17 protein-coding genes are annotated in these 14,391 nt (G+C 53.6%); 11 read left to right on the top strand and 6 right to left on the bottom strand.

What is annotated here, in order from left to right; all coding sequences use genetic code 11:
* Positions 1-3: 3 nt before the first annotated feature.
* Positions 4-510, top strand: coding sequence for a GNAT family N-acetyltransferase (locus tag ACMZ66_RS11690; protein WP_416937380.1), 507 nt, complete (start codon positions 4-6; stop codon positions 508-510).
* Between the two features lie 57 nt (positions 511-567).
* Here ACMZ66_RS11690 and ACMZ66_RS11695 read toward each other — a convergent pair whose 3' ends face one another.
* The gene (locus tag ACMZ66_RS11695; protein ID WP_416937381.1) at positions 568-1,311 is read right to left on the bottom strand and encodes an SDR family NAD(P)-dependent oxidoreductase; all 744 of its coding nucleotides are present in this window, start codon (positions 1,309-1,311) and stop codon (positions 568-570) included.
* A 200-nt stretch (positions 1,312-1,511) separates the two neighbouring features.
* On the opposite strand from ACMZ66_RS11695, the gene ACMZ66_RS11700 reads away from it, so the two are divergent.
* A complete protein-coding gene (locus ACMZ66_RS11700; RefSeq protein ID WP_416937382.1) occupies positions 1,512-2,201 on the top strand; it encodes an SOS response-associated peptidase in 690 nt (229 codons plus the stop codon).
* Positions 2,202-2,229: 28 nt separating this feature from the next.
* Here ACMZ66_RS11700 and ACMZ66_RS11705 read toward each other — a convergent pair whose 3' ends face one another.
* The 3 genes from ACMZ66_RS11705 to ACMZ66_RS11715 all read right to left on the bottom strand — a co-directional run bounded on the left by ACMZ66_RS11705 (position 2,230) and on the right by ACMZ66_RS11715 (position 3,480).
* Positions 2,230-2,415 (bottom strand): hypothetical protein, encoded by a 186-nt coding sequence (locus ACMZ66_RS11705; protein ID WP_416937383.1) that lies wholly within the window; start codon positions 2,413-2,415, stop codon positions 2,230-2,232.
* Between the two features lie 206 nt (positions 2,416-2,621).
* The gene (locus ACMZ66_RS11710; protein WP_416937384.1) at positions 2,622-2,801 is read right to left on the bottom strand and encodes a universal stress protein; all 180 of its coding nucleotides are present in this window, start codon (positions 2,799-2,801) and stop codon (positions 2,622-2,624) included.
* Positions 2,794-3,480, bottom strand: coding sequence for a universal stress protein (locus ACMZ66_RS11715; protein WP_416937385.1), 687 nt, complete (start codon positions 3,478-3,480; stop codon positions 2,794-2,796). Before ACMZ66_RS11715 ends, ACMZ66_RS11710 begins: the two co-directional genes overlap by 8 nt.
* A 326-nt stretch (positions 3,481-3,806) precedes the next feature.
* Between ACMZ66_RS11715 and ACMZ66_RS11720 the strand changes: the two genes are divergently transcribed.
* The gene (locus ACMZ66_RS11720; RefSeq protein WP_416937386.1) at positions 3,807-4,115 is read left to right on the top strand and encodes an ArsR/SmtB family transcription factor; all 309 of its coding nucleotides are present in this window, start codon (positions 3,807-3,809) and stop codon (positions 4,113-4,115) included.
* Between the two features lie 86 nt (positions 4,116-4,201).
* On the opposite strand, the gene pdxH is transcribed toward ACMZ66_RS11720, so the two are convergent.
* On the bottom strand, positions 4,202-4,822 hold the full coding sequence (pdxH, locus tag ACMZ66_RS11725) for a pyridoxamine 5'-phosphate oxidase (RefSeq protein ID WP_416937387.1): 621 nt from the start codon (positions 4,820-4,822) through the stop codon (positions 4,202-4,204).
* 147 nt (positions 4,823-4,969) lie between these two features.
* On the opposite strand from pdxH, the gene ACMZ66_RS11730 reads away from it, so the two are divergent.
* The 3 genes from ACMZ66_RS11730 (at position 4,970) to ACMZ66_RS11740 (ending at position 8,086) form a co-directional block, all read left to right on the top strand.
* Positions 4,970-5,446, top strand: a complete 477-nt coding sequence (locus ACMZ66_RS11730) for an RT0821/Lpp0805 family surface protein (RefSeq protein WP_416937388.1) — start codon at positions 4,970-4,972, stop codon at positions 5,444-5,446.
* A 181-nt stretch (positions 5,447-5,627) separates the two neighbouring features.
* Positions 5,628-6,560, top strand: coding sequence for a DnaJ C-terminal domain-containing protein (locus ACMZ66_RS11735; protein WP_416937389.1), 933 nt, complete (start codon positions 5,628-5,630; stop codon positions 6,558-6,560).
* Positions 6,561-6,751: 191 nt separating this feature from the next.
* A complete protein-coding gene (locus ACMZ66_RS11740) occupies positions 6,752-8,086 on the top strand; it encodes a mechanosensitive ion channel family protein (protein ID WP_416937390.1) in 1,335 nt (444 codons plus the stop codon).
* Positions 8,087-8,159: 73 nt separating this feature from the next.
* Here the strand turns inward: ACMZ66_RS11740 and ACMZ66_RS11745 are convergent, their stop codons facing one another.
* Positions 8,160-9,518 (bottom strand): YihY family inner membrane protein, encoded by a 1,359-nt coding sequence (locus ACMZ66_RS11745; protein WP_416937391.1) that lies wholly within the window; start codon positions 9,516-9,518, stop codon positions 8,160-8,162.
* Between the two features lie 202 nt (positions 9,519-9,720).
* Between ACMZ66_RS11745 and fabI the strand changes: the two genes are divergently transcribed.
* The 5 genes from fabI (at position 9,721) to ACMZ66_RS11770 (ending at position 14,386) form a co-directional block, all read left to right on the top strand.
* Positions 9,721-10,551, top strand: a complete 831-nt coding sequence (gene fabI, locus ACMZ66_RS11750; RefSeq protein ID WP_416937392.1) for an enoyl-ACP reductase FabI — start codon at positions 9,721-9,723, stop codon at positions 10,549-10,551.
* Between the two features lie 83 nt (positions 10,552-10,634).
* Complete coding sequence (gene aroC / locus ACMZ66_RS11755; RefSeq protein WP_416937393.1) at positions 10,635-11,738, top strand: chorismate synthase; 1,104 nt, start codon at positions 10,635-10,637, stop codon at positions 11,736-11,738.
* 54 nt (positions 11,739-11,792) lie between these two features.
* A complete protein-coding gene (locus ACMZ66_RS11760) occupies positions 11,793-12,857 on the top strand; it encodes a hypothetical protein (RefSeq protein ID WP_416937394.1) in 1,065 nt (354 codons plus the stop codon).
* 144 nt (positions 12,858-13,001) lie between these two features.
* Positions 13,002-13,616, top strand: a complete 615-nt coding sequence (locus ACMZ66_RS11765; RefSeq protein ID WP_416937395.1) for an intradiol ring-cleavage dioxygenase — start codon at positions 13,002-13,004, stop codon at positions 13,614-13,616.
* 167 nt (positions 13,617-13,783) lie between these two features.
* Positions 13,784-14,386, top strand: a complete 603-nt coding sequence (locus ACMZ66_RS11770) for a TetR/AcrR family transcriptional regulator (protein WP_416937396.1) — start codon at positions 13,784-13,786, stop codon at positions 14,384-14,386.
* Positions 14,387-14,391: the final 5 nt, after the last annotated feature.

Genomic DNA, 14,391 nt, shown 5'->3' on the forward strand with positions numbered 1-14,391 from the left:
AAGATGCTCATACGTGAAGAAACCGAAAATGACTTCGCGGCGATAACTGCGCTATTGGCCAGTGCGTTTGAAACAGCACCCCATAGTCAGCAGACTGAACATCTGATTGTTGATGCGCTGCGCAAAAGTGGCCAGCTCACCCTTTCGCTTATTGCAGAACAAGACAACGAACTTGTTGGCTGCATTGCCTTTTCCCCGGTGAAGATCAACGGAAAGCATTGTGACTGGTATGGGCTCGGTCCGGTTGCGGTTAATCCTGATCGTCAGGGGATGGGGATCGGGTCCGAACTGATCCAAAGCGGCATTCGTCACTTACGCGCCGAAGATGCACATGGCTGCGTCGTTCTGGGGGAGCCGGACTATTACAGCCGTTTTGGCTTTGCCCCCCTGCCCGATCTCAAGCTTGAAGGTGTGCCTGATCAGTATTTCATGGCCCGCCCGCTCATCGATGAAATACCGTCTGGCAAAGTTGATTACGATCCGGCCTTTTACATCGAACCAAACGCATAAGGCAGCCACGACGGGCTGCCTTGATCGTCTTATAACACCCAAGAAATCGCTGCCTGCTTAATACAGGTGCTGCCCACCGGTTACGAAAATTTCAGTGCCGGTGACATAGCTGCTGTCTTCACCGACCAGATAATGCACAGCCGCAGCAACGTCTTCGGGTGTTCCCATGCGGTTCATCGGGATACGCGGTACCAGTGCCTCATATTCCGGGGAAATCATGTCTGTCTTGATCTCGCCCGGTGCGACCGCATTAACCCGCACACCAAGTTCGGCAAACTCGACCGCCATTTCGCGGGTCAGTCCCGAAAGGGCTGCTTTTGACGTTGAATAAGCAGATCCGGCAAAGGGATGGACATAATGGCCCGCGATTGAGGTGATGTTACAAATCGCGCCTTTGCCACGATGCAAGGCCGACGCAAATCCACGCGCAAGTGTTAACGGGGTAAAGAAGTTCAGCTCGAACACATCACGCCAGGCATCGATATCGCCATTCAGACAACCAAGGCGCTCCTTATAGGGCGTTTTGGGCGACACACCGGCATTATTGACCAGCGCATGAAGCGGATCATCGCCCAGGATTTCATTGGCCTTGGCGATAAAATTCTCAACATCTGCGGGCTTGGACAGATCAGCAGAAATGTGAATGCCCTGTGCCGGATCGCGCGGGCAGCTGGGCGGCGGCGCTTCACGTGAGCAACAAATCACCCGCCAGCCACGTTTGGCAAAATATCCAACGGTGACGTGACCAATGCCACGACTGGCACCTGTCAGGACGACTGTTTTTGGGGCGTTGCTGGTCATTTAGTTTGCTCACTTCGCGACATATGCACGCTATCGTGCCTTGATCGGTTTGTTATAGCACTGCCATGCCAAACCATTGAAGGAAAAGCCCTGTTTAAGGTAAAATTTTCGGGCCTTCTTCCCAACAGATACGCCAGCCATTTAAATTGGCAAGGTCTGGCAAGGTTGAAGAGCACCGCAAGATAACTTTGGGCAAACGCATGTGCAGCCGATTTGACCTTAACAGCGATATCCGTGCCTTTCAGGTGCAGTTGGGTCTGGAGATGGATGATATTCGCCGTATGGCCATGCCCGATGGCTTTGATGCGGCACGCACATCTGACGATATTGGCGAAGATGATTTTGACACAGCCTTTGAAAGCCTGACCGGAACGCGCCGCCCGACCGATCCGATTGCAGTCATTCTGCCCCACCACAAGGCAGCGATCCGTAATTGGGGGCTTAGTGTTTCCGGGCTTAATGCGCCGATGATCAATGCCCGTGCCGAGACTTTTACGGAAAAGCCAACCTTTCGTCCCCTACTGGAACGGCGTTGCCTGATCCCGGCAACCGGCTGGTATGAATGGCGCAAAGACGGCAATGCCAAGCACAAGAACCAGATCACGCTTCCCGATCATCAACCATTCTTGTTTGCCGGACTGGAAAACGGACGAGAAGCCACCATCATCACCTGCGCCCCATCGCGATCGATTGCCCATATCCATAACCGCATGCCAGCAGTCATTGGCCCCAATCATCTAAATGACTGGCTTGATCCGGGACATGGCTTTGGGGATGTGCGTTACATGCTGGGCCCTCTGCCCGATCATGTCTTGGCGTGGGAAGAAGAAGCACCGGCATCAAACAAGGCCGATGGCAACAAGGATCAGATTGATCTGTTTTCGAAATAGGGAATTTGCGGCGAAATGCCAGTTGGCGTTAGTCGCCGTCACAATCATTGGCAGCACACGGTGTTGCACCGCATCCACGCATGGCAGCAGCAAAACCGGATTGCCCAGCAACCACGGCGCCAAGATCAGGCAGCCCTACTTTCGGGTTATTGAGTTCATGTGCCAGGTCTTCGGACATGGCCGCGAAATCAATGATATCGCGTAATGACAACATGGGACTTCCCCTGTCAGACGTTTCTTTCCTCGGTGCGAAACGCCTCGTTTTTCGGGGTTTCGTCTTTGTAAGATTTCCGTAACCCTGTCGTGAATTATTCGCGGATGCAACAGAAAAAAGGCGCACGAAAGTGCGCCTTTTCAGCAATATACATTCGGATAGGTAATTTAATTACGCGATATCATGTGCTTATCGTGACCTTGAGGTCAGTGCATTATCCATAGCGGCAAGCTGCATTTTGCCAGCATATCCTGCGTCACACCGCCAAGGATCATCTCCTTGAACCTTGAATGGCTATAGGCACCAAGAACGATGGTATCGGCCCCGCATTTTTCCGCCTCGGATATCAAGGCATTAGCAACATTGCCGCTGTCGGTATTATCCACGACTGCTGCTTCGAACTCCATGCCAGCGGAACTGTTCGGCCAAGGCTTTGCCGCATGCGCGGCCATAAGGAACGTCGCCAATGCTAACAATTGTGACTTCCTTGGCGGTGCGCAGAAGCGGCATGGCCGATGTTACGGCACGCGCGGCTTCCACCCCACCGTTCCAGGCAATCATAACTTTTTCACCGACGGTGGTTGGTGCGACTTCTGGTGCGACCAAAATCGGGCGGCCCGTTTCCATCAAGGCCGCGTCAAAGGTAAGCGACGCAGATGCTTCTTTGGGATCGCGGCCAATGACGACCAGATCAAACAACCGTCCCCGCCGTGCGACGGTTTCATCTTCGCGGCCATTATCCTTGCGCCAAGCGCAGGTGGGTTTGGCTTCTGCCGTTGGGGCATCGCTTGCATCTATGCCCGCATTGTCGAATGCAGCCTGATAGGCTGCCTTGCCGCTGACCTCGCGTTTTTCGGTCTCGCTCTCAGCGGCACGGATCATTTCTTCGATGATCAGGCCAGACATGCCTTCGCCAACGATCGGAATGGCGTCCTGAGGTTCGGCAGCAACAAACAAAGCTTCAAGATGGGCATCGAACCGCTTGGCCATTTTAAAGGCCATAGCCAGGACACGCTGATCAATCGCCGTTCCTGCCACTGGTGCCAGTATTGTACGTATTGCCATGATACTCACTCCCGCCTGTCAGTTTTGCACTGAGCGTGATCCAAATCGGACATATTCAATACAGGTTTGCAACCAATATGCGTTCTTCAATCGCCAAGGTCTTTGTTCAGGATCAATTTTTTGGCAGTTGCGATGAATTTTACGCACCGCAACACAAAGATAATCCCAGTTTTCCGTAAGAGTAACACATAAAATGATTGTATCATCTATGGTTGTGATTACGATGTCGGCTTGGCGATCTGGGTCGATCGCCGTGGGAGAGGATACCAACTATTGGCTGCGTTTCGCAGACTAAAGAGTGGGAAAAGAAACGAGGTTTCTGGCGGATGGATTATGAAGCACTGCATGAAAATGCACGTGAAGCAGCTGAATTTTTAAAGACGCTCGGCAACGAGTGGCGTCTTATGATCCTGTGTTCGCTTGGCGATTTGGAAAAATCTGTCGGCACGCTTGAAAATGAATTGGGCATTAAACAATCAGCCCTGTCACAGCATCTGGCACGCCTTCGCCGCGAGGGGTTGGTTAAAACCCGTCGCGACGCTCAGACGATTTATTATTCGCTGGCTAATCCCGATATCATGAAGATCATTGCCGTACTTCAGGAAACATTTTGTCCCCCTGAAGACGACGCTTAATCGGGTACAACACAAAAAACAAAACGCACAAAGTCATCTGACCTTGTGCGTTTTGTTTTTTAGGAGTTCAGCCCCGTTCCGCTGTCTTACGGGAACAGCTTTGCAGTGTCCCAGCCTTCATCGTTCGCATCACGCGTGAAAAGTTTGCGATCATGCAGGCGGAATTTGCCTTCGGACCAGAATTCAATCCGATCAGGCACAAGACGGAACCCGCCCCAGTGATCAGGACGCGGCACTTTGCCAAGTCCAAACTTGGCGGTGAATTCCGCGACACGTTTTTCCAGATCGAACCGGCCACTCATCGGGCGGGACTGGATCGATGCCCAAGCACCAAGCTGGCTGCCGCGCGGACGCGATGCGAAATATTCATCAGATTCCGCATCATCCACCTTGGCAACCTTGCCTTCGATGCGAACGCATTTTTCAAGCGTCTTCCAGTGGAAACAAAGTGCTGCATAGCCGTTTTCGCCCAACTGATCGCCCTTGCGGCTTTCATAGTTGGTGTAAAACACAAACCCGCGCGGATCAAATTCCTTAAGCAGCACGATACGGGCCGACGGACGACCTTGCGCGTCTGCTGTCGCAAGCGTCATGGCATCGGGATAGGCCTTTTCGCTCGATTTGGCTTCTTCAAACCAGCTATCGAACATCTCAAATGGGGCATTGTGGGGTTCATGCCCCAATTTTGGCGTATTTTTTTCGTCCATTGGGAACAGGATTCCTTTGGCTGATTGAATTTTGTTGCCGTTACGATCAACTAATTCGGAACTACGGTGGCAGCTTCAACGTTGGATCAATATATATATCCAAAGCATATCGGTTGGGACTGTAAAGACAAGATGGGCAAAACAAACATGAAATTCCGTCATATCGTAATTCCGGTCGTCATGACCGCATTCATCGCCGGCTGCGCCCAGGATCAGGGCCAGAAGCAAACCGCAGGTACCCTTCTTGGTGCCGTTGGTGGTGCTGTTGCCGGTGCACAATTTGGCAAAGGCAGTGGCCAGCTTGTTGGTGTTGCCCTTGGTACATTGGCTGGTGCATTCATCGGTAGCGAAGTCGGCAGATCGCTTGATAACGCGGACCGTGCGATCATGGCCAACAGCACCCAGCGCACCCTTGAAGCCACACCGACCGGCCAGACAACCACTTGGAACAACCCGGACACTGGCGTTCAGGGTACGGTGACGCCAACCCGCACCTATCAGGAACCGAAAACCCAGGAATATTGCCGTGAGTACCAGCAAACGGTGATGATCGGTGGCCAGGAAGAAACCGCCTATGGCACCGCATGCCGCCAGCCTGATGGCAGCTGGAAAGTTGTGAACTGATCTGATGACTTTGCGGCCTTGGCCGCACCATTAAAAATGCGGTGCGATCCTTGCGATCTGCACCGCTTTTTCATATCTCGGATCTGGTCACGACATACTTCGCGCAAATGTGGTTCATCTTTTGCGGTTCATGATCTAATAATGAACCAACGTGCTTTTTGTTTAGACAACCGGTCGGTACATGCAGGATCCCTACAAGACACTCGGCGTTTCCAAAACCGCCAGCCAGGATGAAATCAAGAAAGCCTATCGCAAACTGGCGCGAGAGCTCCATCCAGACGTAAACCCCGGCGATGCCAAAATCGAAGAACGCTTCAAAAAGGTTTCAAGCGCCTATCACCTTTTGGGTGACGCTGAACGCCGCAAGAAGTTCGACAATGGCGAGATTGACGCCGATGGCCGCGAAACAGGCCCGTTTGGGCGTGGAGGTGGTGCTGGCCGTGGTGGATTTGGCGGTGGCGGCGGTGATCCGTTTGGCTTTTCCGGTGCCAATGCCGAGGACATCTTTGACGAGATCTTTGGCAAGGGGCGCAGCGGCCGTGGCGGCGGCGGATTTGGGGGCTTTGGCGGTGAACGCAAACCGCAAAAGGTCAAAGGCCCGAACATCTCCTATGAACTCAGCCTTGATTTTGCCGAAGCCATCCTTGGCACGACCAAACGCATCAACCTTGCCAGTGGCAAAAGCCTTGAGGTCCGCATTCCGCCCGGAAGCGAAGATGAACAGACCCTTCGCCTGAAAGGTCAGGGCATGGCGGGCATGAATGGCGGCGAAGCAGGCGATGCGCTGATCAAGCTTCATGTCCATCCGGACAAGACCTTCCGCCGCGAAGGCAATGACATTCATTGCGATCTGGCGATCAGCCTTGGTGAAGCCATCCTTGGCGGCTCCATCGAAGTGCCGATTGTCGATGGCAAGGTGAATATGAAGCTTCCGGCCAATGCCAATAGCGGCACCAAGCTTCGCCTGCGTGGGAAGGGTGCACCTTATGACCGGGGCAACAAGCGCGGTGATCAATATGTTCACCTGACCGTCAAACTGCCCGACGACCGCGATGATGAGCTGGTCGAGTTCATCAAGAAATGGTCGGACAAGCATCCTTATAAAACGCGCTGATCAGCACCATCAAAGCCGGCAATCGCCGGCTTTTTTGTTGTCAGAACAAACCATAGCCCCCTCGCCCCCGTACTAAACCCCATCACCCGCCAGAGTTGATCAACACGACTGCCTGTAAATATGGTTTCGTGTTACCATATGGTTTTAAAGGGTTTTGCACCCGACAAGACCAACCAAATGTCAGGGGAAAGATGGAACAGCTTACAAATCCGGATCAGTATATTGCGTGGATTGAACAGGCGATCGAATGGCTTTCGGCCAATGTGTTGCTGGTTCCCATCCTGATCCAGATTGCAGCTTGCGCGATTGCAACAATCCCCGCCTTTTTGCTGCGATCCCAATTGGCGTCGCTTTTATCACGTTTACAGAACTGGAAGCCGCTTCTCCATTATGCGGGGTTTCGGCGCCTTGCAACGGTCCTGCCCGACCTTGCCTTTCCACTGATATTGGTCGTCACGGTCTGGTTGATTGATGCCATCGCCATTCAGGCGGGGTACCGCCATAACGTCGTGCGGCTTGTCGCAAGTTTGCTGAATGCCTGGATCGTGATCCGCTTGGCCGCGGCTATTGTTAATGACCCGGTCTGGTCACGCACGATTGCCACCATCGCCTGGACGTTGGCCGCACTCAATATCGTTGGCTGGCTTGAACCGGGCATCGAAATCCTGGATGGCCTTGCCCTTCAGGTCGGTGACTTCCGTGTTTCGGTCTATGGGATCATCAAGGCCGTTTTGTCCTTGGCGGTTCTTCTTTGGGTCGCGTCCTTTGCGTCGCGCCTGTTTGAACAACGCATCCAGAAAGTCCACCGCCTGACGCCATCGGTTCAGGTTCTTATGTCCAAGCTGCTTAAGCTTGTGTTGCTGTCTGTCGCGGTTCTGTTTGCACTTTCGACCATCGGCGTTGATCTGACCGCCCTTGCGGTTTTTGGTGGTGCAGTTGGTGTTGGTATCGGCCTTGGCCTGCAGCGCATTGTCGCCAACCTGATCAGTGGCGTGATCCTGCTTTTGGATCGGTCGATCAAACCGGGTGATGTGATTGCGATTGGTGAAACATTTGGCTGGATCCAGTCGCTTGGCGCACGCTACACCGCCGTTCGCACCCGTGATGGCACCGAATTCCTGATCCCGAATGAAGACCTGATCACAACCCAGGTTGAAAACTGGAGCCATTCCGACGTCAAACTGCGCCTGAAAATCCCGGTTGGCATTGCCTATAGCTGTGATCCGCATTTCGCGATCAAGCTTTGTAACGAGGCGGCGGCAAAATGTTCACGTGTGCTCGATAATCCTGGCCCCAATACACTGTTGCGCGGATTTGGCGATAACTCCGTCGATCTTGAAATCCGCTTCTGGATCAATGATCCGCAAAATGGCCGTGGCAATATCATGAGCGAGATTTTGCTTAATGTCTGGGATGCGTTCAAGGAACACGATATCGAAATTCCGTTCCCGCAACGCGATCTGCACCTGCGCAGTGGCGACGCGCCGATCAAAATCGAAATGAGCCAAGCTGCCAGCGAGACCTAAACAAACTCAACGCGCAAAAACAAAAGGCCGGACACTCTGTCCGGCCTTTTGTTTTGTTTCACAGATGGGTCACTCAGTTCATCGTATCTGTCATGTCGTTTTGATCGATCTGATTGCCTCTGATCTGATGTGCTTCCGGTGTGACTTTTTCCGGGATCTTGTCCTCGGGGCGCGGCATATCAAGCAAATCACCAACTTTGACATCCAGAACCGTCTGACGCTTTTTCTCAAGCTCGATCAAGCGATCACGCATGACGATCGGCCAGCCGCCTTCGGTCTGAACCACCAACAGACGATCATAATCCAGAAACAGCCCAAGCCGCGTCATCAGTTCCATCAGTGTGATGCGTGACAAATCCCCACATAAAAGCCAGCGGTGATTATCTGATCGGTTGATAAGCTTTTCACGACGCAATGCCGCCAACGCCCAATTAAGGTCGCGCCCGCCAAGTTTAAGCTCGCGCATCATCTTGCGGTATGTTGGCGGCTGAGCAGCGACATGGAAGCGATCCTGCAGATATTCCAGAACCCGAAGAACGGCGATGATGCGTTCCATATTGCCAGGAACAGCACCACGCGGATCGGGGATAAGCCCCGCCGCCCGCGCGGCCCGCCATTCTGATCTGGCAGCCGCCACCTGCGCGCCCAACAAAATCACAATCCAAGTCAGATACATCCATAGCAGGAAGATCGGTACAATTGCGACCGCACCATAGATCGTCTGATAGGTCGGGAATGTGGTGACGTAAAAACCGAATCCTTTTTTTAGCGCTTCAAACAAAGCAGCCGAAACCACCCCGCCTGCAAGCCCGTCAACGATCTCGATTGATCGGTTGGGCATACCAATGAAAAGCAGCGAGAACGCCGCACTCGATAGGATAAAGGGCACAAGGAAGGTCAGTTGGCCAATATGATTACCCAGGTTTTCGGCCCCCACCGTATGGCGCATGGCAAAAATATAGGATGCGATCGACAGACTAAGACCAAGCAACATCGGGCCGATGGTCAAAAGCGTCCAGAAAACGACAAGGCGGGACAGAAATTTGCGCGGGCTTGTGACCCGAAAGACTTCATTCATCGCCCCTTCGATCGAGCCCAGCAACATGATCGCTGTCATGGCCAAGATGATGGTGCCAATTGCCGTCATCTGCCCGGTATTTTGCAGGAAGCTGCCAAGATATTCGACAACCTGCTCCCCAGTTTCGGGCAGGAAGTTTCGAAAGATCACATCCATGATCTGGTCTTTGAACTGATCAAAGACGGGGAACGCCGACAAAATCGTAAGGGCCACGGCAAGAAGCGGCACCAACGCCAGAAGCGTGGTATAGGACAGACCCGCCGCGCGCTGGATCGATTTATCATAGACAAATCGCATAATCGCGTAGCGCCAGAATGCCGTGCGATCGAGGATCAATTTCCGTATTTCGACCATTAAACGCTTATCCCTACGCATTTTCCGGTTATACTGCACGTGATCAACAGGATAGCGTGCCTGCACACGTTATGACAGGTCAGATTGACCTTGGCCGCGCTTTGTGTAGGATGCGCCAAATGTCTAATGCCTTCTGTGCCGGTCGCGGCTTTTTTTGAATGCCTCCACCTGCCAGAGAGAGATCGTGGGAACGAGAGGGAATATGAGCCTGTCCACCGAAAACATTTCGGGCCTGATGGCCGGTAAGCGTGGCCTGATTATGGGCGTCGCCAATGACAAGTCCATCGCCTGGGGTATCGCACGTGCCGCCGCCGCTGCTGGCGCCGAAGTGGCCTTTACCTTCCAGGGCGAAGCACTCGAAAAACGTGTGCGTCCGTTGGCGGAGTCTGTTGGCAGTGACATCGTCCTGCCATGTGACGTGACCGATGCAGCCAGCATCGACGCGGTTTTTGACACGCTCAAGGAAAAATGGGGCAAGCTTGACTTTGTCGTGCATGCCATCGGTTTCTCCGACAAGAATGAGCTGCGTGGTCGCTATGTCGATACCTCGCCGGAAAACTTCGCACTTTCGATGAACATTTCTGTTTATTCGTTCACCGCTGTTGCACAGCGTGCGGAAAAGCTGATGTCCGCGGGCGGATCGCTTCTGACCCTGTCCTACTACGGCGCAGAAAAAGTCATGCCGCATTACAACGTCATGGGCGTTGCCAAAGCGGCCCTTGAAGCAAGCGTGAAATATCTTGCCAATGACCTTGGCCCGGATGGCATTCGTGTGAATGCGATTTCCGCAGGCCCGATGAAGACGCTTGCGGCGTCCGGTATTGGTGATTTCCGCTATATCCTGAAATGGAACGAATACAACTCGCCGATGCGCCGCAACGTCACGCTTGATGATGTTGGTGGTTCGGGTCTGTATTTCCTTTCGGATCTGTCGACCGGTGTTACGGGCGAAACCCATCATGTCGATTGCGGCTACCACACCGTTGGCATGAAGCAGGCAGACGCACCTGACATCAATGTTCAGAAAGCCTGATCTGAGCATGATCTGATTTTGCGGGCTGCCCTGTGGGGCGGCCCGTTTTGTCTCTTAAATATTTGAATTCTGGATTTTCGGTTATGGCTGGCAACAGTTTTGGAACACTCTTTCGCTTCACCACCTTTGGCGAAAGCCACGGCCCGGCAATCGGGTGTGTTGTTGATGGCGTCCCACCGCTGCTTGAACTCTCAGAAGCCGATATTCAGGATTACCTTGAAAAACGCAAACCCGGTCAGTCGCGCTTTACCACACAGCGCCGCGAACCTGATCAGGTCAAAATTCTGTCTGGTGTGTTTGAAGGTAAAACCACGGGCACCCCGATCGGGCTTCTGATCGAAAACGTTGATCAGCGTTCCAAGGATTATGGCGAGATCAAAAACCAGTTCCGCCCGGGCCATGCCGATTACACCTATTGGGAGAAATACGGCACGCGCGATTACCGCGGTGGTGGACGTTCATCAGCGCGTGAAACCGCGATGCGCGTTGCGGCCGGTGCCATTGCGCGCAAGGTTCTGGGTGATGACATCCAGATCCGTGGCGCATTGGTCAAAATGGGCACCAAGGAAATCAATCGCGATAACTGGAACTGGAACGAAGTTGATAACAACCCGTTCTTCTGCCCCGATCCCGAAGCCGTTCCGGTATTCGAAGAATATCTTGATGGCCTGCGCAAAGACGGATCATCGGTCGGTGCGGTGATTGAGGTTGTTTGTTCGGGCGTTCCGGTTGGCCTGGGCGATCCGGTCTATGACAAGCTTGATGCAGATCTGGCCAAGGCAATGATGACGATCAACGCGGTCAAGGGTGTCGAGATTGGCAATGGCTTTGAAGCAGCCGAACTGACCGGCATTGAAAATGCTGATGAAATGCGTCTTGGCAATGATGGCAAGCCGGTCTTTGGCTCCAACCATGCGGGCGGTATTCTGGGTGGTATTTCATCTGGTCAGGACATCGTCGTGCGCTTTGCGGTCAAACCGACCAGCTCGATCCTGACCCCGCGCAAAAGCATCGATATCTATGGCAAGGAAGTCGATGTCGTGACCAAGGGTCGACATGACCCCTGCGTTGGCATTCGCGGCGTTCCGGTTGGCGAAGCCATGGCGGCAATCGTTCTGGCTGATCACCTTCTGCGCCATCGTGCGCAATGCGAAGGCTGGAACGTGAACAAGCATTTCCCGAGCTGATTTAGCGACCCGGATTTTCTTGTCACAACCGGGTTCGTGCCACGTCTGTATTGCATGAACCCGATATTGCTCAAAACCCTGATCACACTTGCAGCATCCAACAACAAGTCCGCCAAAGGCGGAACCGTTGGCACGGATGCGCAACTGAAAAACCGCACCGTCCTTTATCCGGACGAAGCCGTTGATTTGCCCGAATGGGGCATATCGGGATTGCCTGCCATGATCCTTGGCGCAGCACCGCAGACCTGTTTGTTTGTCAGTGACCTTAGCACAGATGGCGAAACTGAAGACGCGCCATCTGGTGATGCGGACAGTGGCGACGATGATGCAACCGCCCCTTCCCCGGAAATCGCATCATTCTCACTCACACTGAAATGCCCGCCAGAGGCCGATAGCACGCTTCATGCCCGCACCATCGTTTGGCAGCTTTCCGTACCGATTGCGGGTTACAGAGATGTTCAAACCAGCAGCAACAGCGCCAGCGTCCATGCGCCGGTTATCAAGACCCGAATGGTGCTGCGCGGGGTTGAGCGGGTTGTGAATATCGGCCTGCTTGAAATGGCGGGACTTGATCAACCGCTTTTGGTCGGTCAGGACGCCTTGGCCGACAAATTCCTGATCCGCCCGGATCGCCCTGCCTCGGACAAATCCCCCAAGGCACCAAGTGTTGATCTCAATGCCGATGTGAAATCCGATGATGAGGCGAAAGCCAAGACATCGGACACGTCATCAGCAGGCAACGACGACGAGCCTGAAACCTCTGATACACCGTCCGACGCACAAGAAGCCCCAAACCAAGAGGATGCTGCAGCAAGCACCGAAACAGAAGATGCGACCACAGACGAACCGTCCGCCCAAGCAACCACTGCATCAAGCGAAGCCACCGCACCAGATAGCTCTGCGGCAGAAACAAACGCCAACACAACCGATGGCAAACCTGGAAACACAGAAGTCGCTTCTCAAGATGCACCGCCGTCAGAACCTGATGCACAACCGGCATCGGCCGATGCCGAAGCAAAGCCTACTTCAACTGACGAAACTGCCACGCCCCCAACGACGACAGACTCCGCACAGCCAACAGATGCAACACCGCCGACGAATGACGACACGAACAAGTAACACTTAAAGCCGCCGCCCATATTCTGGCGGCGAGTTGCTTTGTCCTTGTTCATAAATGATTTTTCGACTTCAGCCCTTGTCGAATGGCGGATCAATCATATCTCTAATGCATCATGATCGATTGAGCTGCGAGTAGCCCCACTGATGTCAGCCACCAATAACCTGTCTTCGCTATCGCGCCGAACTGTTCTTAAGGGATGGTTGGCGGCGGGTTCTGCTGTGCTTGGCAATGCGGTTCTGGCCCCGATTGCCCAAGGCGATGAAGCAATTTTGCCCACAACACCATCATGCGGACCTGATGATGGCCCGACACGTTCCAGTACCGAAGGTCCGTTCTATACTGATAATCCGCCGGAAAAGCGCGATTTCCGATCCGATGCGAACGGGAGCCCGATCACGCTGATTGGCTATGTTCTTGGCAGTGATTGCAAACCGATTGCCGGGGCGACGGTTGATTTGTGGCATGCCAACCAGGACGGTGAGTACGATAATCGCGGCTTCAAACTGCGCGGTTATCAGACGACCGATGCGCAGGGCCGCTATTACTTTGAAACGATCCGCCCTGCCGAATATGCCGGACGCACCCCGCACTACCATATCAAGATCACACCGCCCAATGGCCGTACACTGACAACACAGCTCTATTTCCCGAACGAGCCACGCAACGAGCTTGATCATCTTTACGACAGCGCGCTTTTAATGAAGCTGCAATCCGCCAGCGACGGCGACATTGCCCGGTTTGACTTCGTGCTTGCCTGACACACGCCATTTCCCGGCATTCACCATTCATCACATTAAGTAAGCTGATCCCGTCTTGGACTGCGGCGGCTTTAAACCTGACCATTTTCTGACATTTGGTCTTGAAATCAGGCTTGCCCCGCGATAATGTTAACAAAGTTAACATAAGAAAAACGAGATGCGAGCTTATGGGGAAATATCACCACGGTGACGTCCGCAATGTTCTTTTACAGCAAGCCGAAAAAATCCTGATCGATGAAGGCCCCACTGGTCTTTCGCTGCGCCGACTGGCGCGCATGACCGGTGTTTCGGAAGCCGCCCCCTATCGTCATTTTGACGGTAAGGATGGCATTTTGGCGGCAGTGGCGATCAATGCGTTTGAACGCTTTGCCGAGCAGCTTGAAGAAGTTGCAGGCGGCTCTGACAAACACGAAGAACGCATCATGGCGCTTGGTGCGGCCTATGTCCGGTTTGCCGTCGAAAACCCGCAGCATTTCCGTTTGATATTCGGGCGCGAACGCCCGCCACTTGATCAATATCCGGAATTGCGCGACGCCGCTGATAACGCATTTGATGTATTGCAGCGCGCGGTCACATCGGTTGATCGCAAGGCTGAAATGACCCTGACCGAGGCCGCCACCGCCTATAACCGCGCACTCGCCGCCTGGAGCCGTGCGCACGGCATCGCCATGCTGGTGATTGACGGCATGATCGTCCCGCCGGTTGATCAGGATCTTTCAAGCTTTGTTCTGGGTCTTCTCGCCGAAGATTTGAACGCGCCCGCCAACTGATACCA

The organism is Thalassospira sp., assembly GCF_048059015.1.
GTDB lineage: Bacteria > Pseudomonadota > Alphaproteobacteria > Rhodospirillales > Thalassospiraceae > Thalassospira.